17 protein-coding genes are annotated in these 23,750 nt (G+C 73.1%); 9 read left to right on the top strand and 8 right to left on the bottom strand.

What is annotated here, in order from left to right; translation table 11 throughout:
- Positions 1-6 precede the first annotated feature (6 nt).
- From scpA to SMD11_RS28380, 4 genes are all read right to left on the bottom strand, one after another.
- Positions 7-2,208 (bottom strand): methylmalonyl-CoA mutase, encoded by a 2,202-nt coding sequence (scpA, locus tag SMD11_RS28395; protein ID WP_087929151.1) that lies wholly within the window; start codon positions 2,206-2,208, stop codon positions 7-9.
- Positions 2,208-4,124, bottom strand: coding sequence for a methylmalonyl-CoA mutase small subunit (gene mutA / locus SMD11_RS28390; protein ID WP_087929150.1), 1,917 nt, complete (start codon positions 4,122-4,124; stop codon positions 2,208-2,210). Before mutA ends, scpA begins: the two co-directional genes overlap by 1 nt.
- Before the next feature lie 99 nt (positions 4,125-4,223).
- On the bottom strand, positions 4,224-5,249 hold the full coding sequence (locus SMD11_RS28385; protein ID WP_087929149.1) for a CinY protein: 1,026 nt from the start codon (positions 5,247-5,249) through the stop codon (positions 4,224-4,226).
- 115 nt (positions 5,250-5,364) lie between these two features.
- Positions 5,365-7,518, bottom strand: a complete 2,154-nt coding sequence (locus SMD11_RS28380; protein WP_087929148.1) for a SpoIIE family protein phosphatase — start codon at positions 7,516-7,518, stop codon at positions 5,365-5,367.
- A 70-nt stretch (positions 7,519-7,588) separates the two neighbouring features.
- Between SMD11_RS28380 and SMD11_RS28375 the strand changes: the two genes are divergently transcribed.
- Entirely contained in the window at positions 7,589-9,016 is a 1,428-nt protein-coding gene (locus SMD11_RS28375) for a lipase maturation factor family protein (protein WP_087929147.1), read from the top strand.
- A gap of 4 nt (positions 9,017-9,020) precedes the next feature.
- Here the strand turns inward: SMD11_RS28375 and SMD11_RS28370 are convergent, their stop codons facing one another.
- On the bottom strand, positions 9,021-10,445 hold the full coding sequence (locus tag SMD11_RS28370; RefSeq protein WP_087929146.1) for an FAD-dependent monooxygenase: 1,425 nt from the start codon (positions 10,443-10,445) through the stop codon (positions 9,021-9,023).
- Positions 10,446-10,796: 351 nt separating this feature from the next.
- Between SMD11_RS28370 and SMD11_RS28365 the strand changes: the two genes are divergently transcribed.
- Both SMD11_RS28365 and ligD (SMD11_RS28360) read left to right on the top strand, forming a co-directional pair.
- Positions 10,797-11,819, top strand: a complete 1,023-nt coding sequence (locus tag SMD11_RS28365; RefSeq protein WP_087929145.1) for a PHP domain-containing protein — start codon at positions 10,797-10,799, stop codon at positions 11,817-11,819.
- Positions 11,820-11,877: 58 nt separating this feature from the next.
- A complete protein-coding gene (ligD, locus tag SMD11_RS28360) occupies positions 11,878-12,831 on the top strand; it encodes a non-homologous end-joining DNA ligase (RefSeq protein ID WP_087929144.1) in 954 nt (317 codons plus the stop codon).
- A 16-nt stretch (positions 12,832-12,847) separates the two neighbouring features.
- Here the strand turns inward: ligD (SMD11_RS28360) and ligD (SMD11_RS28355) are convergent, their stop codons facing one another.
- Entirely contained in the window at positions 12,848-13,750 is a 903-nt protein-coding gene (gene ligD, locus SMD11_RS28355; protein ID WP_087929143.1) for a non-homologous end-joining DNA ligase, read from the bottom strand.
- A 41-nt stretch (positions 13,751-13,791) separates the two neighbouring features.
- Between ligD (SMD11_RS28355) and SMD11_RS28350 the strand changes: the two genes are divergently transcribed.
- On the top strand, positions 13,792-14,784 hold the full coding sequence (locus SMD11_RS28350; protein ID WP_234366194.1) for a Ku protein: 993 nt from the start codon (positions 13,792-13,794) through the stop codon (positions 14,782-14,784).
- Positions 14,785-14,811: 27 nt separating this feature from the next.
- Here the strand turns inward: SMD11_RS28350 and SMD11_RS28345 are convergent, their stop codons facing one another.
- Positions 14,812-17,514: an ATP-binding protein gene (locus SMD11_RS28345; protein WP_087929141.1), complete on the bottom strand. Its 2,703-nt coding sequence runs from the start codon at positions 17,512-17,514 to the stop codon at positions 14,812-14,814.
- Between the two features lie 536 nt (positions 17,515-18,050).
- Between SMD11_RS28345 and SMD11_RS28340 the strand changes: the two genes are divergently transcribed.
- The 5 genes from SMD11_RS28340 to SMD11_RS28320 are packed head-to-tail and all read left to right on the top strand — an operon-like array spanning position 18,051 to position 22,448.
- A complete protein-coding gene (locus tag SMD11_RS28340; RefSeq protein WP_234366193.1) occupies positions 18,051-19,604 on the top strand; it encodes a sensor histidine kinase in 1,554 nt (517 codons plus the stop codon).
- A 25-nt stretch (positions 19,605-19,629) separates the two neighbouring features.
- Entirely contained in the window at positions 19,630-20,022 is a 393-nt protein-coding gene (locus SMD11_RS28335; protein WP_221505784.1) for a roadblock/LC7 domain-containing protein, read from the top strand.
- A complete protein-coding gene (locus SMD11_RS28330) occupies positions 20,019-20,387 on the top strand; it encodes a DUF742 domain-containing protein (RefSeq protein WP_087929139.1) in 369 nt (122 codons plus the stop codon). The genes SMD11_RS28335 and SMD11_RS28330 overlap by 4 nt, the downstream gene beginning before the upstream one ends.
- A complete protein-coding gene (locus SMD11_RS28325) occupies positions 20,368-21,018 on the top strand; it encodes a GTP-binding protein (RefSeq protein ID WP_087929138.1) in 651 nt (216 codons plus the stop codon). Before SMD11_RS28330 ends, SMD11_RS28325 begins: the two co-directional genes overlap by 20 nt.
- Positions 21,015-22,448, top strand: a complete 1,434-nt coding sequence (locus tag SMD11_RS28320) for a cytochrome P450 (protein ID WP_087929137.1) — start codon at positions 21,015-21,017, stop codon at positions 22,446-22,448. The genes SMD11_RS28325 and SMD11_RS28320 overlap by 4 nt, the downstream gene beginning before the upstream one ends.
- Here the strand turns inward: SMD11_RS28320 and SMD11_RS28315 are convergent.
- Positions 22,337-23,479 (bottom strand): terpene synthase family protein, encoded by a 1,143-nt coding sequence (locus SMD11_RS28315; RefSeq protein ID WP_234366478.1) that lies wholly within the window; start codon positions 23,477-23,479, stop codon positions 22,337-22,339. The two genes, SMD11_RS28320 and SMD11_RS28315, sit on opposite strands and share 112 nt — an antisense overlap.
- Between the last annotated feature and the right edge of the window lie 271 nt (positions 23,480-23,750).

Genomic DNA, 23,750 nt, shown 5'->3' with positions numbered 1-23,750 from the left:
CCGGGCTCACAGCTCGTGGCCGAGCGCGTCGGCCAGCGTCTTCAGCAGGTCGTGGGCGGCGTCCGGGATGACCGTGCCGGGCGGGAACACCGCGGCCGCGCCCATCTCCAGGAGCGTGGGCACGTCCTGCGGCGGGATGACACCTCCGACGACGATCATGATGTCCTCCCGGCCCTGCTCGGCCAGTTGCTCGCGCAGCGCGGGCACGAGCGTGAGGTGGCCCGCGGCGAGCGAGGAGACGCCGACGATGTGCACGTCGGCCTCCACCGCCTGCCGGGCGACCTCCTCGGGCGTCTGGAAGAGCGGGCCGACGTCGACGTCGAAGCCGAGGTCGGCGAAGGCGGTGGCGATGACCTTCTGGCCGCGGTCGTGGCCGTCCTGGCCCATCTTGGCGACCAGGATGCGGGGACGGCGGCCGTCCTCCCGCTCGAACGCCTCGACCAGCGCGCGGGTGCGCTCCACGCCGGACGACGGTCCGGCCTCGTCACGGTACACACCGGAGATCGTACGGATCTGCCCGGCGTGCCGCCCGTACACCTTCTCCAGGGCGTCCGAGATCTCGCCCACGGTCGCCTTGGCGCGGGCGGCGTCCACGGCGAGGGCCAGCAGATTGCCCTCCAGCCCGGCGCCGGGGCCGGACGCGGCCGCCGCGGTGAGCGCGCGCAGCGCGTCCTGGCAGACGGCCTCGTCGCGCTCGGCGCGCAGCCGGCGCAGCTTCTCGATCTGCTGGGTGCGCACGGAGGAGTTGTCGACCTTGAGCACCTCGATCTGCTCGTCGCTGTCGACGCGGTACTTGTTGACGCCGATCACGGGCTGCCGGCCGGAGTCGATGCGGGCCTGGGTACGGGCCGCCGCCTCCTCGACACGGAGCTTCGGGATGCCCGCGTCGATCGCCTTGGCCATGCCGCCGGCCGCCTCGACCTCCTCGATGTGCTGCCAGGCACGGCGGGCGAGGTCGTGGGTCAGCTTCTCGACGTAGGCGCTGCCGCCCCAGGGGTCGATGACCCGGCAGGTCCCGGACTCCTGCTGGAGCAGCAGCTGGGTGTTGCGGGCGATACGGGCGGAGAAGTCGGTGGGCAGCGCGAGCGCCTCGTCGAGGGCGTTGGTGTGCAGGGACTGGGTGTGCCCCTGGGTCGCGGCCATCGCCTCCACGCAGGTGCGCGCCACGTTGTTGAAGACGTCCTGGGCGGTCAGCGACCAGCCGGAGGTCTGCGAATGGGTGCGCAGCGACAGCGACTTGGCGTTCTGCGGCTCGAAGCGCTTGACGAGCTTGGCCCACAGCAGGCGGGCGGCCCGCAGCTTGGCGATCTCCATGAAGAAGTTCATGCCGATCGCCCAGAAGAAGGACAGCCGCGGCGCGAACGCGTCGACGTCCAGGCCGGCCTCGATGCCGGCCTTCAGGTACTCCACCCCGTCGGCGAGGGTGTACGCCAGCTCCAGGTCGGCCGTCGCCCCGGCCTCCTGGATGTGGTAGCCGGAGATGGAGATGGAGTTGTACCGCGGCATCTTCCGGGAGGTGTAGGAGAAGATGTCCGAGATGATCCGCATCGACGGCGTCGGCGGATAGATGTAGGTGTTGCGGACCATGAACTCCTTGAGGATGTCGTTCTGGATGGTCCCGGCCAGCTTCTCGGGCGGTACGCCCTGTTCCTCGGCGGCGACGATGTAGAGGGCGAGGACGGGCAGCACCGCGCCGTTCATCGTCATCGACACGCTCATCCTGTCCAGCGGGATGCCGTCGAAGAGCTGCCGCATGTCGTAGATGGAGTCGATGGCGACGCCCGCCATGCCCACGTCGCCGGTGACGCGCGGGTGGTCGCTGTCGTAGCCGCGGTGGGTCGGCAGGTCGAAGGCGACGGACAGGCCCTTCTGACCGGCCGCCAGATTGCGGCGGTAGAAGGCGTTGGACTCCTCGGCCGTGGAGAACCCGGCGTACTGCCGGATGGTCCAGGGCTGGTTGACGTACATCGTGGGGTACGGGCCGCGCAGGTACGGCGCGACGCCGGGGTAGGTGCCGAGGAAGTCCAGGCCCTGGAGGTCGTCGGCGGTGTAGAGCGGCTTGACGCCGATGCCCTCGGGGGTCTCCCAGAGGAGGTCCTCGGCGCTCCTGCCGGTGCTCTCCTTCAGCGCGGCGCGCCAGGCCGCCGGGTCGGCGGGGGCGGCGGAAGCGGGCCCCAGGTCGATGCCGGAGAAGTCGGGGATCGACATCACGCCACTCCCATGCGGTCGAGGACGGAGGAGAGGACGGCGACCGCGTCGCCGCCCGCGAAGACGAACTCGTCGACCCCGGCCCGTAGATACGCTTCCCGTTCCTCCGTGCCCGGCCGGCCGGCGAGGAACACCCGACGGGCGCCCGCGGCCTTGAGGGCGGTGGCGACGGCCGCGGCCTGCTCGGCGTAGAGCTTGTCGCTGGAGCACAGGCAGGCGACGGTGGCGCCGCTGCGCGCGAGGGCGTCGGCGGCGGTCTCCGCGTCGACGGTCACGGGGTCGTGCACCGGCTCGACGCCGCCCGCCTGGAAGAGGTTGGCGGCGAAGGTGGCGCGGCCGGTGTGGGCGGCGGCGGGGCCGAGCGCGGCGAGGAGCACACGGGGGCGGGCGCCGGTGGCGGCCAGATGGGCGTCGGAGCGGGCGCGCAGCGCCTCGTACGCCTCGTCGCGGCGGACCTTCGGCAGGCCGCCCGGGTGCGGGCCGGCCGCGCCGGGGCCACCGGGGAGGGGCTCGCGGACCACGGGCTGCTCGCCGAGGTTCGGGAACTCGCTGACGCCGGTGACGGGTTCGCGGCGGGTGGCGAGGTCGGCGGAGCGGCGTTCCCAGGTATCGGCCAGCCGCTCGGCGACCAGGCCGGAGCGGAGCGCCGCGGCCTGTCCGCCGGCGCGCTCCAGCTCCTGGAACCAGGCCCAGGCGGCGTGGGCGAGCTCGTCGGTGAGCCGTTCGACGTACCAGGAGCCGCCCGCCGGGTCGACGACCCGGGCCAGGTGGGACTCCTCCAGCAGGATCGAGGAGGTGTTGCGGGCGACGCGGCGCGCGAAGGCGTCGGGCAGGCCGAGGGCGTCGTCGAAGGGCAGGACGGTGACGGCGTCGGCGCCGCCGACCCCGGCCGCCAGGCAGGCGACGGTGGTGCGCAGCATGTTCACCCAGGGGTCCCGGCGGGTCATCATCACCGCCGAGGTGACGGCGTGCTGCCGCTGCGCGGCGGCGGCGCCCGTGACCCCGCTGACCTCGGCGACCCGCGCCCAGAGCCGGCGCGCGGCGCGCAGCTTGGCGATGGTCAGGAACTGGTCGGCGGTGGCGGCGTAGCGGAACTCCAGCTGGGCGCAGGCGGCGTCGGCGCCCATGCCGGCGCCGGTGAGGGCGCGGAGGTAGGCGACGCCGGTGGCGAGGGAGCAGCCGAGTTCCTGTGCCGGGGAGCCGCCGGCGTCGTGGTAGGGCAGCGCGTCGACGGTGAGGGCGCGCAGGCCGGGGAGGTCGCGGTGGCAGCGGGCGGCGAGAGCGGCGGCCGCGGCCAGGGGGCCGGCGGGGTCGCCGTCGCCGCCGGTGCGGGCGAGGACGGCGAGCGGGTCTGCGCCGAGGTTGCCCGCGGCGTCGCCGCGGGGTACGCGGCGCTCCTCGTACAGGCCGAGGAGCGCGTGGGCGGCGGGCTCGAAGCCGGCGCCGGCGTCGAGGACGACGGGGGCCAGGTCGAGGTAGACGCCGTCGAGCGCGGTGGCGAGGCCGTCCACGGGCAGCCCCTGGTCACCGACGGTCAGCCAGAGGGAGGTGACCCCGTTCTCCAGGTCGGCGAGGACGGCCTCGTTGGCCCGCCGGGGGTCGGGGTGGGCGTGGCGCTGGCGGATGTCCCAGCCCGTGACCGCGGTCCCCTCCGGTCGTCCGCCGCGGACGAACGGCGGGAAGCCGGGGTATCCGGGACGCCCGGACGCGGTGTCGGCGTCCTCGGCGGTGTAGAGGGGGCTGGTCGCCAGCCCGTCCTGGAGCCGGGTGGCCAGCGCGGCCTCGGCCGCCGGGCCGGATGCATCCGTTGTGCCCGCTTTGCGTAGCACGCCTTCCACCAGGCGCTGCCATTGCCCACGGGACGCGTCCGGGAACTCGGCGGCCAGGGAGAAGCCTTCGTCAGGCAGGACCGTCATGGGGGAAGGCTAGGGGAGCCGGTGCGCCCGGCAGCAGTGGCAGCCGCTGTGACCTTGGCCTCTTCACATCGGTGCGCACCGGCTCCCCCGTACGGGCGGTCAGCCGCGGGGCGCGCAGTCGCGTACGGGAGTGTCGTGGGTCAGGACGCAGGCGATGCGCTCGCCGCGCTCCTTGCCGTAGGTCCCGGTGAGCGCGGTGCGGAAGTCGGCCCACTGGCGGCGGGTGTCGGCGACGGCGCCCTGGACGGCGCGGTCGAAGTTGCCGCCGGTCCTGCCGCGCGGGGTGGTGGGTCCGCTGGTGGCGCCGGTGGCCGGGTCGATGGTCCCGGTGTCCTTGTTGAGGTCACCGTGCTGGACGCGCTTGCCGCAGCCGAGGGGGACGAGCGAGAAGCAGCCGGTGGTGAGTCCGTCGGGGACGGAGGAGGCGAGGAGCGGCCGGCCGCCGGTGAGCGTGAGCAGCGGGGAGGGCGCGGGGAGGTCGAGGCCGGGCGGGTTGGTCCTGCCCACGCTGCCGGATGCGGCCCGGTCGGTCCAATTGCTGTGGGAGTAGAAGTCCTGGACGCCGTGCAGGGCGCGGCCGAGGCCCTCAATGGCCTCGCACTTGTCGCGGCCGGGCACCCCGAGGGAGAAGGTGCAGTCCTTGCCGAGGTCGCTCTCGCCGGGCGCGACGGTGCCGTCGGCGTTAAGGGTTCCGGCGGCGGCGGTGACGCCCTGGGCGAAGCGGTTCTGGAGCTGACCGACACAGCCCTGGAGCGCGCGGGTGGCCTCGGCGCGGGTGCGCGGATAGCCGGGCGAGGTGAGGTGGTCGGCGTCGTCGCAGTGGGCGGCGGGGGTGAAGACCTCGTCGGTGTCGGGCGCGCCGACGGCGCCGAAGGTGCCCGAGCGGCCGGCGATCTGGCCCAGGGAGCGGGGTTCGAAGCAGGTGCCGTCGGAGGGGGTGCCCGGCCGGCAGGCGAGGGCGGCGCGGGTGATGCGCTCATGTTCGGTCTGCTGGCCGAACTTCCCTATGGTGCCGAACGCCTGAGCGGGCGCCACCTGAGTCAGCGTCAGTATCGGTGCCACCAGGGTCGCGACCGCCAGGGACAGCACGGCGCGGCGGATCGGGGTGGGTCTCTTCTGCCACATGGGTCTTCGGCCTTCGTTACGTCGAGGGGGGTGGAAAAAGGCGTAAAGACGACAGTGCACCGGCAAGTGACGGAATATGCAATGTTGCTTGTAGTGTCCCACGTTATCCGTGGGGTCATTGGGGTCCAGGCTCTCCCGCCAGGCGCGGCTCACGGCGCGGTTCCCGCGCGGAAGCGGGGTCGGGCTCGGCGAGCTCGTGCCGCCCCGGCACGACGAACTCGCACCACACCGACTTGCCGGTGCCCCGCGACTCGACCCCCCAGACGTCGGCGAGCCGGTCCACCAGCAGCAGGCCGCGCCCGGAGACCCCGGACTCGCCGGGTTCGCGGCGGCGCGGCAGGGCGCTGGAGCGGTCCTCCACCTCGACGCGCAGCCGGCGTTCGGGGCCGGTGAGCATACGGATCGTCACCACGGCCGCGCCGTCGGTGTGCAGGAGGGCGTTGGTGACCAGCTCGTCGGCGACGAGCTCGATCTCGTCCGAGCGCTCCCGGGCGCCCCAGGCCCGAACCGCCGCCCGGATCATGTGCCGGCCGGCGGAGAGGGCCTCGGGGTCGGCGGGCGCGATGTGCTGCTGGAGGCGGCCACCGTGCCGGGCGGTGGAGCCGTGCCGGCGCAGCAGCAGGACGGCCATGTCGTCCTCGCCGACCCGCTCCTCGATCACGTCGCACAGCCGGTCGGCGAGCTCGTGCAGGTCGTAGGGGCCCTCGCCGACGAGGCTCGTGAGGTACTGCATGCCTTCGTCGAGGTCGGAGCCGGGCTGTTCGACGAGGCCGTCGGTGAACATCAGCAGGGTCTCGCCGGGGTCCAGCTCCACCGTGGTCACGGGGTAGTCGAGGCGGCCGAACTCGGCGGAGAGGCCGAGCGGCAGGCCGCCGGCGACGGGCAGCCGGCGGGCGGTGCCGTCGGCGTGCCGCAGCAGCGGGTCGATGTGGCCCGCGCGGACGAGCTGGACGACGCCGGTGGAGAGGTCGGCCTCGGCGTAGGAGCAGGTGGCGAAGCGGTCGGTGTCGAGCTCGTGGAGGAAGGAGGAGGCGCGCGCCATGATGGTGGCCGGGGCGTGGCCCTCGCTGGCGTAGGCCCGCAGGACGATGCGCAGTTGGCCCATGACGGCGGCGGCGTGGGTGTCGTGCCCCTGGACGTCGCCGATGACGGCGCCGACCCGGCCGCCGGGCAGCGGGATCACGTCGTACCAGTCGCCGCCGATGTCCCGGCCCATCCGGGCGGCGCGGTAGCGGACGGCGATCTGCGCGCCGGGGACGTCGGGGATCCGGCGCGGGAGCATGGCCTGCTGGAGCCCCTCGGCGAGGTCGTGCTCCTGGTCGAAGAGCATCGCGCGGGCGATGGCCTGGGCGAGGCTGCTGGAGAGGGCGATGAAGAGGTTGCGCTCCTGCTGGGTGAAGCCGCGGGTGCTGCGGTAGAGCAGGCCGAGGGCGCCGATGGGGCGGGCCTGGGCGATGAGGGGGAGGTAGGCGGCGCAGGAGATGCCGATGTCCTCGATGTTCTCCCACAGCCAGGGGTAGGAGGTGGCGAAGTCCTCGCGCGACTCGATGAAGCGCGGCGCCATGGTGCGGACGACCTCGCTCATGGGGAAGGCGTCGTCGATGCGGGTGTAGCGGGTGCCGGGGATGTAGTGCTCCTCGGGGCCCTCCGCGACCAGGTGGATCCGGCCGGACTCGACGAGGCCGAGGACGAGCAGGTCGCAGCCGATGTGCTGGATGGCCTGGGAGTCCTTGAAGAAGTCGATGACGTCCTGGACGGTCCTGGCGTGGGCGAGGGCCGCGGTGAGCGTCTCGACGACGGTGGTGGTGTCGCGCGCCTCCAGGTCCGGCAGGCGGGGCCCGGCCGCCTCCAGCTCCACGGTGGCGTCGCGGACGATGCCGACGATGCGGCAGGGGCGGCCCTGGTCGTCGCGCTGGATGCGGCCCTGGGTGTAGGTCCAGCGCAGGGAGTCGTCGTCGGCGCGGACCCGGTAGTAGGCGCCGTAGGTCTCGCTGCCGTCCTTCAGGGCGCGGGAGACGAGGGCGTCGAGCCCGGAGGCGTCGGCGCGCGGCAGCCGGCCGGTGAGGTCGGTGATCCTGCCCTCGAACCGGCCCGGGGGGACGTTGAGCACCTCCAGGGCGGTCCCGTCCAGGTGGAGCCTGCCGCTGACGAGGTCCCAGTCGAAGGTGCCGACGCGGTTGAGGGCGGCGCACCGCTCCGGGCGAGCGGGCCAGTCGTCCGGCACCGATCCGGCCGGCACGGCGGCAGGCGTCGCTCCCCGATCAACCATAGAGCTACTCTGACACCTTTTGCCCGTTTCTTCGATGTGACTGCACGCTCCAGGGTGGTACGGATACGCCATGGAGTGGTTCACGGTCTCCGGGTACTGGCTGAGCCGGCTGGTGGTGCAGCGCGCGCTCGCCGCCGTCTACCTGACCGCCTTCCTCACGGCCGCCCTCCAGTTCCGCGCGCTCATCGGCGAGCGCGGCATGCTGCCCGTACCGCGCCACGTGCGCGGCCTGCCCTTCCTCCGCGCCCCGGGCGTCTTCGTGCTGCACTACTCCGACCGCTTCTTCGCCGCCTGGGCCTGGGCGGGCGCCGCCCTCTCGGCGGCGGTCCTCGCGGGCGCCGCGGACGCGGTGCCGCTGTGGACGTCGGTGCTGATGTGGGCCGCCCTGTGGGTGATGTACCTGTCGATCGTCAATGTCGGCCAGACCTGGTACGCCTTCGGCTGGGAGTCGCTGCTGCTGGAGGCGGGCTTCCTCGCCGTCTTCCTCGGCAACGCCCGGACCGGCCCGCCGGTGCTGGTGCTGTGGCTGATGCGCTGGCTGCTCTTCCGCGTCGAGTTCGGCGCCGGGCTGATCAAGATGCGCGGGGACCGCTGCTGGCGGGACCTGACGTGCCTGTACTACCACCACGAGACACAGCCGATGCCGGGCCCGCTGAGCTGGTTCTTCCACCGCCTGCCCCGCCCCCTGCACCGCGTCGAGGTGGCCGCCAACCACGTCGCGCAGCTGGTCGTGCCGCTCGGCCTCTTCACCCCGCAGCCCGTCGCGAGCGTCGCCGCCGGCGTGATCATCTGCACCCAGCTCTGGCTCGTCGCCTCCGGCAACTTCTCCTGGCTCAACTGGGTGACGATCGTCCTCGCCTTCTCCGCCGTCGACGGGGACCGCATGGCCGACGCGCTGGGGCTGCCCGCGCACGGGGCCATGGGCGGGGCCCCGGTCTGGTTCGAGGTGCTCGCGCTCGCCGCGACCGCCCTGGTGGCCGTGCTCAGCTGGTGGCCGGTGCGCAACATGCTCTCGCGGAACCAGCGCATGAACATGTCCTTCAACGCCTTCCACCTGGTCAACACCTACGGCGCCTTCGGCAGCGTCAACCGGCTCCGGCACGAGGTGGTCGTCGAGGGCACGGACACGGCGGAGGTCGGCCCCGGCACGGTGTGGCGGGAGTACGGCTTCAAGGGCAAGCCCGGCGACCCCCGTCGGCTGCCGCGCCAGTTCGCCCCGTACCACCTGCGGCTCGACTGGATGATGTGGTTCGCGGGGATCTCGCCGGCCTACGCGCAGTCCTGGTTCGGCCCGTTCGTCGAGCGGCTGCTGGAGGGCGACCGGGACACCCTGCGGCTGCTGCGCCACAACCCCTTCCCCGGCGCCCCGCCCACGTACGTACGGGCCCGGGTCTACCTCTACCGCTTCACCACGTGGCGGGAGCTGCGGGCCACCGGCGCCTGGTGGCACCGCACGCTGGAGCGGGAGTTCCTGCCGCCGGTGGCGCTGCGCCGCTGACCCCTCAGCGCGGCGGCAGCCCGCACAGCGCGAGCTCCGCCGCCGTGATCGGCGGCCCGCCCCGGCGACCGGCCCGCCCGGGGCCGCGCGCGACGCAGAGCGCCACGGACGGTCTGAGCAGCTCGGTCATCGGCGCGGACAGCGTCATCACGTCCATCAGCGCCTTCAGCACCACCGGGTCGCCGGTCGCCGTCCGCATCAGCCGCTGGACATAGCCGCGCAGCAGCCGGGTGGCCGCCGGCGGCGGCGCGCCGATCGCGCCGGGGTAGTTGATGTCCTCGCCGGTGGCCAGGTCCCAGGGCCCGCTCGCCGCGCGGGCGACCCGTCGCTGGAGGTCCGGGGCCAGACCCGGCGCACGGACGCTCCGCAGGGCGAGCGTGTCGCGCAGCACCACGGCGCTCCGGGCCGCCACCGAAAGGCCCTGCCCGTACACGGGGTTGAAGGTCGCGAGGGCGTCCCCAAGGGCGACGAACCCGTCGGGCGGCGCGGGCAGCCGCTCGAAGAACCGGCGCCGGTTGACCGTGCTGCGGGTGAGCGCCACGTCCGTCAGCGGCTCGGCGCGCGCGACGAGGTCGGCGATGAGCGGATCGCGCAGGGCCCGGAGGAACGGCTCGAACTCCCCCGCCTCCCCCGAGGGTTCCCCGCCCCGGGTGCCGGAGGTGGTGACCAGCCAGCGGCCGCCCTCGACGGGGACCAGCACGGCGCCCTGGCCCGGCCTCCGCCGGCGCGGGTCGGCCTGGACGCTGACGACCGGGAACCGCTCGGACTCCGGCGGTGCCTGGAAGATCCGGGTGGCGTAGACCAGCCCGGAGTCCACGGTCTCCTCGTGGACGACCGGCAGCCCCAGCTCGGTGAGCCGGCGCGCGGCCCGCGAGCCCCGCCCGGAGGCGTCGACTACCAGATCGGCCTCCAGCGTCCCGCCGGCGCCCGTACCGGCGTCCCGGACCCGTACGCCCGTGACCCGGCGGACGTCACCGAGCAGGGCGACCGCCTCGGTGCCCTCCCGCAGCACGATGCCGGGCAGGGCCAGGACCCGCGCGCGGACGACGAGGTCCAGCAGGTCGCGGGTGCAGGCCAGGAGGTACTGCGTGCCGGGCCAGCGCGGGAACCAGCCGCCGGGCCCCAGGGCCACCAGCCCCGTCGGCAGCGCCAGCCGCCGGGCGCCCGCGCTCACCCACCCGTCGAGCGTGCCCGGCAGCAGCGACTCCACCGCCCGCGCGCCGCCGGACATCAGCAGGTGCGCGTGCCGGGCCTGCGGCAGCCCCTTGCGGGGCAGCGGCCCCTCGGGCATCCGGTCCCGGTCGACGACCACGACCTCGTCGACGTGCCGGACGAGCACGGCGGCGGCCAGCAGCCCGGCCATGCCGCCACCGAGAACGACGGCACGGGTCCGGCCGTCGCGGGCAGGGATGTCGTCAGACGTGCGCATGCCCGGACCCTCCCCTTCCGGCAGAGGGGTTACGCACGGTTCACCCGTGCGTAACCGCACCGAGGCGCGGTTCCCCGCCTCACAGGGCTCTGCCCCCGGTCTCGTCGGGCAGGTCGGGACGTGCTTGCCCGCGGGAGACAGCCGGCCTGAGCGAGATCCAGCCCGTCCGGCGCTTGAGGACACCGCGCGGAAGCGCGGAACGGGGGCCCGGGGGCCGGCCCCCGCCACGCGGCGGAGCCGCACATCGGATGCAGCGGGAAGGGGCGGGCAGGGGAAGGCCCCCCGCCACCACATGCGCCCCGCCCCACCATCCCGCACCGTAGGTACCGACCCCGGCGAAAGGCGGCCCCCATGGACCCCCTGGACGCCCTCGACCGCATCGCCTTCCTCCTCGAACGCACCCAGGCCCCCACCTACCGCGTCAAAGCCTTCCGCACCGCCGCCGACGTCATCAGCGCCCTCCCCGCCGCGGAACTCCGCCGCCGCGCCGCATCCGGCACCCTGACCAGGGAGAAGGGCATCGGCCCGAAGACCGCCGCCGTCGTGGCCGAGGCCCTGGCCGGGGCCGTCCCCGGCTATCTGGCGCGGCTGGAGGAGGAGGCCGCAGGGCCGCTCACGGAGGGCGGCGAGACCCTGCGCGCGGCACTGCGCGGCGACTGCCACCTGCACTCCGACTGGTCCGACGGCGGCAGCCCGATCGAGGCCATGGCCCGTACCGCCCGCGCCCTCGGGCACGAGTGGGCGGTGCTCACCGACCACTCACCCCGGCTGACGATCGCCCGCGGCCTCTCCCCCGAGCGGCTGCGCGCGCAACTCGCCGTCGTCGCCGAGGTCAACGAGCTGCTGGCGGCCGGGGGCGGCGGCTTCCGGCTGCTGACGGGCATCGAGTGCGACATCCTCGCCGACGGGTCGCTCGACCAGGAGCCGGAGCTGCTGGAGGAGCTGGACGTCGTCGTCGCCTCCGTCCACTCCAAGCTGCGGATGGACGCGGAGGCCATGACCCGCCGGCTGGTCGCGGCCGTCGCCAACCCGCTCGTCGACGTCCTCGGGCACTGCACCGGGCGGCTGCTGGGCGGCAAGGGACGCCCCGAGTCGGAGTTCGACGCGCCGCTGGTCTTCGCCGCGTGCGCCCGCTTCGGCACCGCCGTGGAGATCAACAGCCGCCCGGAGCGCCTCGACCCGCCGCGCCGGCTGATCCACGAGGCCCTCGACGCGGGCGTGCTGTTCTCGATCGACAGCGACGCGCACGCCCCCGGCCAGCTCGACTGGCAGATCCACGGCTGCGCCCGGGCCGAGGAGTGCGGGGTGCCCGCGGAGCGGATCGTCACCACCTGGACGGCCGACGAGCTCCTGGAGTGGACCCGCTCCCGCTGAGCCACCGGCCGGCGGCGCCGACCTGCGGGCGGCCGGGCTCCCCCTGATCATCGGAGACATGGGCCACGCCACGATCCCCGTGATCCAGCCGATGCTCGCCACCCCCGGCCCGCTGCCCGCCCCGGGGGACGAGGCGGCGTGGGCGTTCGAGGTCAAGTGGGACGGCGTACGCTGCGTCGTCACCGCGCCCGGCGACGGCACCGTCCGCCTCACCACCCGGACGGGCAACGACGCCACCGCGACCTACCCGGAGCTCCGGGCGCTCGGCGAGCGGTTCCGCCGCCACGCGGCCGTGCTGGACGGCGAGGTCGTCGTCCTCGACACCCAGGGGCGGCCCGACTTCGGGCTGCTCCAGCGCCGCATGAACGTGCTGAACCCGCGCCGCGCCGCCCAGCTGGCGATGGAGTACCCCGTCCACCTGATGGTCTTCGACATCATGCACCTCGACGACCGGTCGCTGCTCAAGCTGCCCTACCGGGACCGCCGGTCCGTCCTGGCCGGGCTCCGCCTGGGCGGTACGCACTGGTCGGTGCCCGCCTACATGGAGGGGCACGGCCGGCGGGCCTGGGACGCCACCCTCAAGGACGGCTTCGAGGGCGTGCTGGCGAAACGGCTCTCCTCCCTCTACCTCCCGGGCGTCCGCTCACCCGAGTGGCGCAAGACGAAGCATGTGACGACCATCGATGTGGTCATCGGCGGCTGGGCCGAGGGCCGGGGCATGCTGACCGGGCTGCCCGGGGCGTTCCTCACCGGCCTGGACGAGCCGGGCGGCCTGCGCTTCACCGGCTCCGTCGGCTCGGGGCTGTCCGAGCGCGAGCGGCGCGACCTCGCCCGCTATCTGGAGGTCCTGGCCCGCCCGGAGTCACCCTTCGCGGGGCCCACGGGGGTGGCGGGCGCGCACTGGGTCGAGCCCCGGCTCATCGCCGAGGTCACCTTCTCCGGCTGGACCCCGGCGGGCCATCTGCGCCACCCGACCTGGCACCGGCTGCGCCCCGACCTGACCCGGCTGTGAGGCGCCGGCCGCCCGCTCAGGGCAGCGGACGGCGGGTGTCGTCCCCGGTGAGCGGCGCCAGCAGGTCACCGTGGGCGGCGACCCGGTCGAGCACCTCCTCCGGGGTGAAGGCGAGCTCCCCGGGGTCCGCGCAGGCGGCGATCTCGTCCCAGCCGACCGGGGCGGCGACGCCCGGGCGGTCGCGCAGCCGGACGGTGTAGGGCGCGGCCGTGGTCTTGGCGCTCGCGTTCTGCGACCAGTCGATGAACACCTTCCCCCGGCGGGCCGCGCGTGCCATGGAGGCCACCACCAGCCCCGGGTGCTCCCCCTGCATCCGGCCGGCCAGCTCCTTGGCGTAGGCGGAGGCCGCCCGGCCGGGTGTGGGGCACAGGGCGGCGTAGAGGTGGAGACCCTTGGAGCCGGAGACGACGGCGTGGGCGGTCAGGCCGTCGTCGTCCAGGAGCTGGCGCAGCCGCTGCGCGACCCGGCAGCACAGCACCAGGTCGGCGCCGGGCCCCGGGTCCAGGTCGAGGACGAGGCGGTCGTGCGCGTCGGGCCCGGCCGCGGCCGTCCACTGCGGGACGTGCACCTCGTACGCCCCGAGGTTCGCCATGGCGATCAGGGCGGCGGCGGAGTCGATCACGACCTGCTCGGTGACGCCCTCCCGGTGCTCGACCGGCACCACGGACACCCAGCCGGGCACCCCGCCCGGCGGGTTCTTGGCCACCCAGCTCTGGCCCGTGAGGCCCTCCGGGGCACGCACGAAGGAGGCGGGCCGGCCGGTGGCGTGCGGCAGCAGCACCCCGGCGACCCGGGCGTAGTAGTGCAGCACCTGCGCCTTGGTGTGGCCCGAGGCGGGGAACAGCACCCGGTCGAGGTGGGAGAGGGACAACCGGTGCCCCTCGATCTCCACCGCCTGCCGGTCCGAGGATGCGGGCATAAGGTAGGAATTCCCCGTGGAGGGAACAAACTATGCGAACGATGTGGAAAGGTGCGATCGGCTTCGGACTGGTGTCCGTGCCGGTCCGGCTGTACGCCGCGACCCAGGAGCACGGCGTCCGGCTGCACCAGGTCCACGACAAGGACGGCGGCCGGATCCACCTCAAGCGCGTCTGCGACGTGTGCGGTGAGCAGATCGACTACGAGCACATCGCCAAGGGCTTCGAGGACGACGAGGGCCACACCGCGGTCGTCACCCAGGACGAGCTGGCGGGGCTGCCGCTGCCCAGCAAGAAGCTCATCGACGTCCTGGCCTTCGTCGACTCGGACCGCATCGACCCGCTCCAGCTGGCGAGCTCGTACTACCTGGCGCCGGAGAGCGCGGCGGCGAACAAGCCGTACGTCCTGCTGAGGGAGACCCTGAAGCAGACGGACCGGGTGGCCGTCACCAAGATCGCGCTGCGCACCCGGGAGTCGCTGGCCCTGCTGCGCGTCCACGGCGACCTGCTGACCCTGCACACCATGTACTGGCCCGACGAGGTCCGCGACAGCGGCGACCTGGCCCCGCCGGCCTCGGTCACCGTGCGTCCGCAGGAGCTGAAGATGGCCACGAGCCTGATGGACACGCTCTCCGAGGACTTCGACCTGGCGGAGCAGGAGGACGAGTACGAGGTCGCCCTCCGCGAGCTGATCGACGCGCACCTGTCCGACCGCCCCGTGCCCCGCAAGGAGACGGCTCCCGCGCCCGACAACGTCATCGACCTGATGGCCGCCCTCCAGGCGTCCATCGACTCCGCGGGGAAGAAGCCCTCGGAGCCGGCGGCCGGGAGGAAGGCGCCGGCGGCGAAGGCTGCGCGCGGAACCGGCAAGAAGACCGCCGCGCCCAAGAAGAGCGCGGCGGCCAGGAAGACCTCGTCCTCGTCCTCCACGGCGAAGAACTCGTCCTCCACGGCGAAGAAGACAACGGCCAGGAGCACCACGGCCAAGAGCACCAAGAAGACCGCGGCCAAGAAGACCGGCCGCCGCGCCTCCTGAGTGCCGCGGGCCCGCGCGGCCCGCCCGTCAGCCCGCCGGCTCGGCCTCCCCGCACACGGCCTCGGGCAGCAGCGAACGGACGGTCCTGACCAGACCGTGCGCACCGCAGAACTCGGCGACCTCCCGGCCCTCGCGCAGCCGCTCCTCGGCCTCGGCCGTACGGCCGGCACCGTTCAGGGCGACGCCGTGGTCGACCAGGGCGGCCGCGAACTCGTACTTGCACGGGGACTTGCGCAGGTGCCCCACGGACTGGTCGAGCATCTTCAGGGCGTCCTCCGGCTCCGCGACCTTGGCCGCCATGCGCAGCGCCTCACCGAGCGCGGAGTCGGTGCCGAACCGGGCGGCGTTCCGCACGGCCTGGCCCGAGAGGGTGCGGGCGCGCTCCGGGTCGTCGGGCGCGACCGCGACGGCCAGATCGAGTGCCCAGGGTGCCCAGACGGTGTTGTGCCGTCCGCGCTCCTCCAGTCTGCGCCCGGCCGCCTCCAGCTCGGCGACGGCCTCCTTCCGCCGCCCCTGGGCGAGCATCAGGCGTCCGGCGAGGCACATGGCGTCGGGCAGCACGACCGCCGGGGTGTAGGGCGGGCGGAAGCCGTTCTCCTCGGCGACGACCTGCGCCTCCGCCACATCGCCGCGGGCGAGCAGCGTGTCGATGAGCATGCAGGTGCCGTCCCACTGGATGGGCAGCCCGGGACCCAGCCGGTAGGCCAGCCGCAGCCCTTCGCGCAGCAGCTTCTCGGCCTTGTCGAGCTCACCGAGGCGACGGTAGGCGTAGCCGAGGAAGTCATGGGCGAAGGCGAGGTGGATGCCGCTCCAGCCGGAGATCTCGAAGGCTCGGATGGCCTCCTCGAACAGCTCCTTGGCGCGGTCGAGCCGGTCGGTGTAGAGGAAGCTGATGCCGACGATGCTGGGGAGTTCGAAGCCCCACTCGGTGTTGGTCCAGCTCATGCCGTGGGCCAGCCGGCCGTCCACCAGCGCGCGCTCGATCCGGTCGAGCACCTGCACGGCGTCCTCGCCGCGGATCACGCCGTCGAAGGCGCGGATGGCGAGCAGGGCCCGCTCGGCGTCGTCCCGGCCCCGCAGGTGGTCGGCGAGCTCGGAGATCCGCCGGGACCTGGCGGGCGCGTCCACCTCCTCGGACTGGATGCCCTTCCACAGATAGTGGGCGGCCTGGAGCCGCATCCGCCCCGCGCCCGGCGGGGTGCGGGCCGCCTGCACCGAGAGGACCTCGGCGGCCTCCTTGAGCTGGTTGTTGTGCGCGTACACCTGGGAGAGGCGGTAGGTGGCGTCCACGCGCAGCTCCTCGGTGAGGTGCGGCAGGGCCAGGGCGGACTTGAGGTGGTTGATGGTGGTGGACGGCGAGGTGAGCAGGGTGGAGCAGGCCAGCTCGTAGAGGACGGAGGCGCGCTCCTCCTCGGGCGGTGGCTCCCGCAGGGCGCGCTCCAGACAGCGGCGGGCCGCGTCCGGGGCGCCGACGGCGAGGTGCTCGCGGGACGCCACCCGCAGCTGTTCGACCAGCTCGGGGTCGTGGTCGGGGTGGACCTCCAGCAGATGGCGGGAGGCCACGGCGGCGCCCTGGCCCGCCTCGGAGACCGCCCACGCGGCCTGGCCGTGCATCGCGGTGCGGGTGGCCGCGGGGATCGCGCTGTAGACCGCGGTGGCGATCAGCGGGTGCACGAACTCCAGCTGGTGGACGCCGGTGAGGATACGGGCCTTGCGCAGCTTGTCCGCGCAGTCGGCGCCCTGCGCCGGGCCCATGCCCGCGAGGTTCGCGGCGAGGGTGGGCGAGATCTCCGTGCCGAGGACCGCGGCGGCGAAGGCGAACCGGGTGACGGCGTTGCCCAGGCTGTCCAGGCGGGCCACGAGGCCGCTGCCCCGGGCGGCGGCGCCCAGCTCCCGCAGGAGGGCGGCGGACTCCTCCAGCGGCTTGAGGTCGCGCTCCCGGGCCTTGGCGATCAACTCCACGGCCTCGTAGGGATTGCCGCCGGTGACGGCCCAGACCTCGCGGCAGAACGGGGCGTCCGCCTTGCCGTCGAAGGCCGAGTGCACCAGGCCGGCGACCGCGTCGGGCGTGAGGGCGCGCAGCTCGACGGGGCGCACGCTGCGGCCTTCGACGAGGTCGCGGAAGGCCGGGGTGTGGTCGGGCAGTTCGTGCGGGCGGTAGGAGAGGGCGACCAGCAGCGGCATCTCGCGCAGCCGCACGGCGTAGGAGGTGAGCCACGCCAGCGACTCGGCGTCCGACCAGTGGACGTCGTCGATGATGACGACCACGGGGTCGCCCTTCATGGCGAGTTGGGTGACCAGCCAGTCGAGTCCGTCGCGCACGCCCTGTGGGTCCTGCGGGCCGCTGGGCGGCGAGATGCCGAGCGCGGGGCCGGCGATGTCGTACCAGCCGCTGAGCAGGTCCTGCCGGGCCGCCGTGGTCATCGGGGCGAGGGCCGGCTGGAGGAGCTGGCGCACGACGTTGAACGGCACGGAACGCGAGGACTCGCTGCCGCGCGCGAAGAGCACGGTGCAGCGCTCCGTCTCGGTGGCGATGCGGCGCAGTTCGGAGAGCAACGACGTTTTCCCCAGGCCCGCTTCGCCGCTGTAGAGCAGAAGTCCGCCGAGCCGGCTCCTCCCTTCACTCACGTGCCCGCACAGGCGGTGCACCGCCTGTTCCGCTGTCTCAAGTTCAAGCTCACGCTCGAACAGGGCGGCGGCTGCGTTCTGTTCACGCTGAGGCCCTGACATGGCGTTGACTCCCGGGAGGATGTGGTGGGGGCGAGCCTAGTCCGGTCGGCCGGGCCAGGGGCAGGGTTCGCCGGACGCACCACCCGGGAGCGTGACCTTCGAGCCGTGCCCGCAACCATCCGGTGGCACCGCGCGTACGACACCCCCGTGACTCCGGTGCTCACGCGGTGTGACGCCGGCGCGGTTCCGGCCGCCGGGGACCTCTCACCCCGGCATGATCGAACATTTATCCAGGAAATGCGGAAACACATTCGGTATTTGTGACGTGGGGTCATTATGAGGCCTTGCCAATTCCCCCGTCAGGCCAATCCGCGAATATGACAACTTCGCGCCGGAGCACCTCGACGACCGGCTACGCTCCATGTCGCGCAGCGGGTTGTGGCCAGTGCATGGCTGCTGCACAACCAGTGCACGCCCACCGCACGCTGCGGACGAGTGCCGCCCTGTCGCCGTTCTCCGCGAGACCGCGAAGACCGCTGCGCTCCGGCACCCACGCCCCTTTTTCTCCTGCGTTTCCAAGAGTTCCGAGGATCCCGATGGTTGGTACTGGCTCGTCAGACCGGCGACGGCCCGTCTCCGCGCTGATATGGCTGATCTCACCTCTGGTGCTGGCGGTGTGCACGGGAACCGCGGTGGTCGCCGTGACCCCGGAGGCACGCGTCCCCGTCGGCTGGTGCGGCTCCTCGGCCACGGTCGCGGTGGCACTGGCGGCCTCCGAGGCGGCCCGGCGCGGCCGGGTGATCACCACCCTGCGCCGCCGGTGCGCCGAGCAGGAGACCGCGCTGCGGTACCGGCTCGACGAACACGAGGCGGAGACCTTCCGGTTGGCCCGTGAGCTGCTGCCCCGGGCGGTCCGCCTGCTGAAGCGCGGTGAGCCCACGGAGGTGATCCTCCGGCACACCCTGCCGACGCACGACCTGGAGCCGGGCTACGCCGCGGCGCACCGCTCCGTGCTGAAGTCCGTCATCGAGGCGGTCCAGGCGGAGGAGAGCATGCGCGACTCCGCGCAGCGCGCCTTCGTCAACATCGCCCGCCGGGTGCAGGCCATCGTCCACCAACAGGCCTACGACATCCGGGAGATGGAGCACAAGCACGGCAACGACCCGGACGTCTTCGGCGATCTCCTCCACCTCGACCACGGCAACGCCCTGACCGGCCGCCTGGCCGACAGCATCGCCGTGCTCGGCGGCTCCCGCCCGGGCCGCCAGTGGAAGAACGAGATCCCGCTCTACAACGTGCTCCGCGGCGCCATGTCCCGGATCCTCGAGTACCGCCGCGTCGACCTGCACTCCGTCGCGGACGTCGCCGTGGTCGGCCCCGCCGTCGAGCCGGTGATCCACGCGCTGGCCGAGCTCCTGGACAACGCCACCCGCTACTCCCCGCCGCAGACCCGGGTGCACCTGACCGCCGTGGACATCCAGTCCGGCATCGCGGTCGAGATCGAGGACGCCGGCGTCGGCCTGACCGACGAGGCCAGGCGCCGCACCGACCGGGTGCTGTCCAAGGAGAGCGAGCTCGACCTCGACGACCTGGGCGAGGCGCCCCGGCTGGGCCTGGCGGTCGTCGCGCGGCTCGCCCGCTCGTACAACTTCCTGGTGTCGCTGCGGCCCTCCGCCTACGGTGGCGTGCGGGCGGTCCTGGTCATCCCCATGGACCTGATCACCGCCAGCAAGCACCCCGGCGGCGACATCGCCCGCGCCCCCAAGCTGCCCCCCTTCAAGTCCAAGCGGCGCCCCGGCCAGCGAATCCCCGCGCCCGGCCCCGAGACGCCGCCGCCCATGATGGAGCACCCCATCCCGCCGCCGCTGGGCGACAGCGGACTGCCGCAGCGCCGGCGGCGGCGCGGGCCCGCGCCGCTCCCCTTCGGCCGGGCCGCGGCCGCCCAGCGCGAAAGGGAGCGGGAGCAGGCGATGCGCACCCGGCCGAGCGTCCCGGTGCAGCCGGGGCCCGAGCGGGACAGCCTCCCGGAGCAGCCGCCCAAGCAGCCCGGCATGTGGCTGGCGGCCTTCACCAGAGGCATCAACGGGGAGCTCCCGGAGCCGGATCCCGACCGGCCGAACAGTGATCTCTCGTCAGACAAGGAAGAGTAGCCAAGTGACGCAGCCGCGGTTCAACATGGACTGGATGCTCAAGGACCTGGCAACGGGCGTTCCGCAGACCCGGCACGTGATCGTGCTGTCCTCGGACGGCCTGCGCATGGCCCAGCACGGCACCGACCCTGACGTCGCCGACCGTCTCGCCGCCGCGTGTGCCGGACTACAGAGCCTGTCCGCCGCCATCGCCGCGGAGTTCCCGAATCCGCGCGGGGACGGACAGATGCGGCTGGTCGTCATCGAGGTCGACGGCGGTTTCTTCTACCTCATGGCCGCCGGGGCCGGAGCGTATCTCGCCGTGCTGGCCGACGACGACGTGGACGCCGAGCTGATGGGCCTGCGGATGCGGGACCTGGTGGCCCGCATCGGCTCGCACCTCACCAGTCCCCCCCGGGTCGGCGGGCCGGTGACATGAACGGGGCCGGACCCGACCCAGCGACAGCGCCCGGCAGTCCGGACCGGCTGTACATCCTCACCGGCGGCCAGGACCGCGCGGAGCAGCGGCGGACCGAGCTCGATCTCGTCACCCTGATCGTGTCCCGGACGGAGTCCGAGGCCGGTCTCCAGCCGGAGCACGCGGCCATCGTCCGGATGTGTCACTACCCGCTCTCCGTCGCGGAGATATCCGCTTATCTGGAGCTGCCGGTCAGCACCCTGACCCAGCTTCTCACCGAATTGCTGGCGGGCCGACAGGTGGAGGCCCGCCCCCCGGTCCCGGCGGCGGCCCTGCCCGACGTCCGACTTCTGGAGGCGGTGATGAATGGACTACAGAAGCTCTGACCCGTACGCCTCCCCGTACGGCCCCGACACCCCCGCGGGGCCGCGGCGCGAGGACGTCCTGCCGGCGTCCGCCACCGCGGCCGTCAAGGTCGTCATCGTCGGCGGCTTCGGCGTGGGAAAGACGACCCTGGTGGGCGCGGTCAGTGAGATCAGGCCGCTGACCACCGAGGAGACCATGACCCAGGCCGGTGTCGGCGTGGACGACCTGGCCGGGGTCGAGCACAAGACCGAGACCACCGTGGCCATGGACTTCGGCCGGATCAGCATCAACGAGCAGCTGGTGCTGTACCTCTTCGGCACCCCCGGCCAGGAGCGCTTCTGGTTCCTGTGGAACGGCCTCTTCGAAGGGGCGCTCGGCGCGGTGGTGCTGCTCGACACCCGCCGGCTGGAGGTGAGCTACGACGTGATCGGCCGCCTGGAGGAGCGCGGCGTCCCGTTCGTCGTGGGCGTCAACCGCTTCCCCGGCTCCCCCACCTACCCCATGGCGGAGCTCCGCGCGGCGATGGACCTGGAGGACTCCGTGCCCATGGTCGACTGCGACGCCCGGGACCGCGGCTCCTGCCGCGACACCCTGCTGACCCTCATGCGCTATCTGTACACCCTCACGACCGCCTCCCCGGAGCCTCAGTGACCCTCCCCCCCGAACACTCCCGCGCCGACTCCATGGCCGTGCCTCCCCCGCAGTGCCCCGCCCACGGCCCGGGCGGTGTCACCCGGCTCTACGGACCGGAGGCCGAGGCCGACCCCATGGGGCTGTACGAGCGGCTGCGCGAGAAGCACGGCCAGGTGGCGCCCGTCCTGCTGCACGGCGACGTGCCCGCCTGGCTGGTGCTCGGCTACCGCGAGAACCTCGACGTCGCGCGCACCCCCTCGCGGTTCTCGCGGGACTCCCGGCTCTGGCGCGAGGCGCGCGAGGGCCGGATCGCCCCGGACCACCCGCTGACGCCGATCACCACCTGGCAGCCCATCTGCGTCTTCGCGGACGGGCAGCAGCACGAGCGCTGGCGCGGCGCGGTCAACGACGGCATCGCGCGCTTCGACAAGCGCGGCATCCGGCGCCATGTCACCCGCTTCGCCAACCAGTTGGTGGACCGCTTCTGCGAGGCGGGCCGCGCCGATCTGGTGCACCAGTTCGCGGAGCACCTGCCGATGATGGCGATGACCCAGCTGCTGGGCATGCCAGAGGCGTACGACACCCGGCTGGTCAACGCGGCCCGCGACATGATCAAGGGCACCGAGACGGCGGTCGCGAGCAACGAGTTCGTCCAGGAGACGCTCCGCAAGCTGGTGGCCCGCAAGCGGGTGGAGCCGGGCTCGGACTTCACGAGCTGGCTGCTGGAGCACCCCTCCGGGCTCACCGACGACGAGGTGCAGCAGCATCTGCGGCTGGTGCTCATCGCCGCCTACGAGACCACCGCGAACCTCATCGCCAACACCCTGAAGATGGTGTTCACGGACGTCCGCTTCCGGGCCTCGCTCGCGGGCGGCCATATGACGCTGCCGGACGCGGTCGAGCAGGTGCTGTGGGACGAGCCGCCCTTCATCACCATCCTCGGCCGCTGGGCCACCCAGGACACCGAGCTGGCCGGGCAGCCGATCAAGGAGGGTGACGCCCTGGTGCTCGGGCTGGCCGCCGCCAACATGGACACGGTGGTCCGCCCCGATCCGGACCTGCCGATCCACGGGAACCGCTCCCACCTGGCGTTCAGCGGGGGTGCCCACGAGTGCCCCGGGCAGGACGTGGGCCGGGCGATCGCGGACACGGGCATCGACGCCCTGCTGCTGCGGCTGCCCGACCTCACCCTGGCGGTGGAGGAGTCCGAACTGGTCTACGCCTCCGCGCTGATGTCCCGCCACCTGACGGCCCTTCCGGTGAAGTTCGCGGCACAGCCGCCGCTGCCCCCGGAGCCCGCCGAGGACCGCGCACCGGAAGGACCGGCCTCCTCCGTTCAGCCGGAGCGGCTCGAACAGCCGGTGGTCACGCCGGCGCCGTCCGGCCGGGCCACCCCGTCCCGGACGTCGTGGTGGAGGTCGTTGCGCCGCTGGCTGCGGCGCGGATAGGGGGTGGATTCGAGTTGGTCCCACCACCAGGCGACGGCGGGCAGGGGCAGCGGCTCCGGGCTGTCGTCGGCCGGGGCCGACTTCCACCACCGCGCGGGCTCGCCGCTCCCGTAGGGATCGGCGTAACGGGCGCAGGCGGAGGCCCAGTCGAGGTGGCCGCGGACGAACTGGCCGAGCGCCACGAGGTAGCAGCGCAGCTCGACACCGGAGCGGGGCCAGAGCTGCTCGCGCAAGCGCAGGAAGAGCGTCATGACACGGTCGCGCATCGCCATGGCCTCCTCCTGCGCGCGGGCGGGCGTGCAGTCCCGTTCCTGGGCGAGGACGTCGATCAGGTTGAGGTTGTCACCGGCTCGCTGGATCTCCTTGTTCCGCGAGTAGAAGTCGTTGTCCCAGGCCACGAGGGTCCAGGTCATTTCGGTCATGGCCCGGATCTCGGGCCGGTCGAGGTCCTGGTCCTGGAGCTCGTACCCCCCGGCGATGTCCATGAGCGCGGTGGACGGCGCCATGCCGATGGCGCGCATCCACATGGCGGCGTAGTCGTTGACGGACGGCAGTGCCCGGTCGCGGCGGCACGCCGCCTCCCACACCAGGCCGGACATATAGGTGCGCATGCCTTCGGTCCAGTGGCGTAACTGGCCGGGCGTGGCGTGCTCGGCCAGCTCCAGGCGGACGGCGCGGAGCGCCGCCGCGTGGGGCGAGTCGTCCGGCCAGGCCGGTGTCGGCGCCTCCAGGACGCGCATGATGCGGGAGGTCGTATGGGCAAGGCCGTGAGCCGTGGCGCCCGCCTCGTCGCAGAGGGCGTCGTCCAAGGAGAAGAGCACCGAATGCAGCTTCGCCACCACCGTCAGCGGGCGGACCTGCCCGTAGGGCATGGTCCTCGCCGTCAGGCCGCCGAAGTCGCACCGGATGAGGCGTTGCCGCTGGTGGGAAGAGGTATCGAGCTCCTGCTGGAGCATCCAGTCCACCGAGGCGTCGTCGATCTCCCGCACCCGGGGATGGACCGCCGGCGCTATCGGACAGTAGAAAGGCACGATCTCCAAGGGCTGGACTGTTATGCGGTCTCGCACGCTTGTCACGCCGCCTCCCCAGGCCGACTCGCAGCGTTCCTGTCCACTTTTGCGCGGTACCTGCCCAGGGCGGACCGCGGATAACCCGTTACGCATATCCGGTCACACCTTTCCAGCACGGGACGCAAGGTTCACCTCGGATCGTTTTCGATCGAATCGAGTCAAAGCCGCCCTCCGGAAGGGTAGGAACGGTTGAATATTGCACACCGTTGTCGGGGTTTTTTCCTCATGATCC

This window comes from Streptomyces albireticuli, assembly GCF_002192455.1.
Taxonomy (GTDB): Bacteria; Actinomycetota; Actinomycetes; order Streptomycetales; family Streptomycetaceae; genus Streptomyces; species Streptomyces albireticuli_B.
This window is presented reverse-complemented; position numbering and strand designations above follow the sequence as displayed.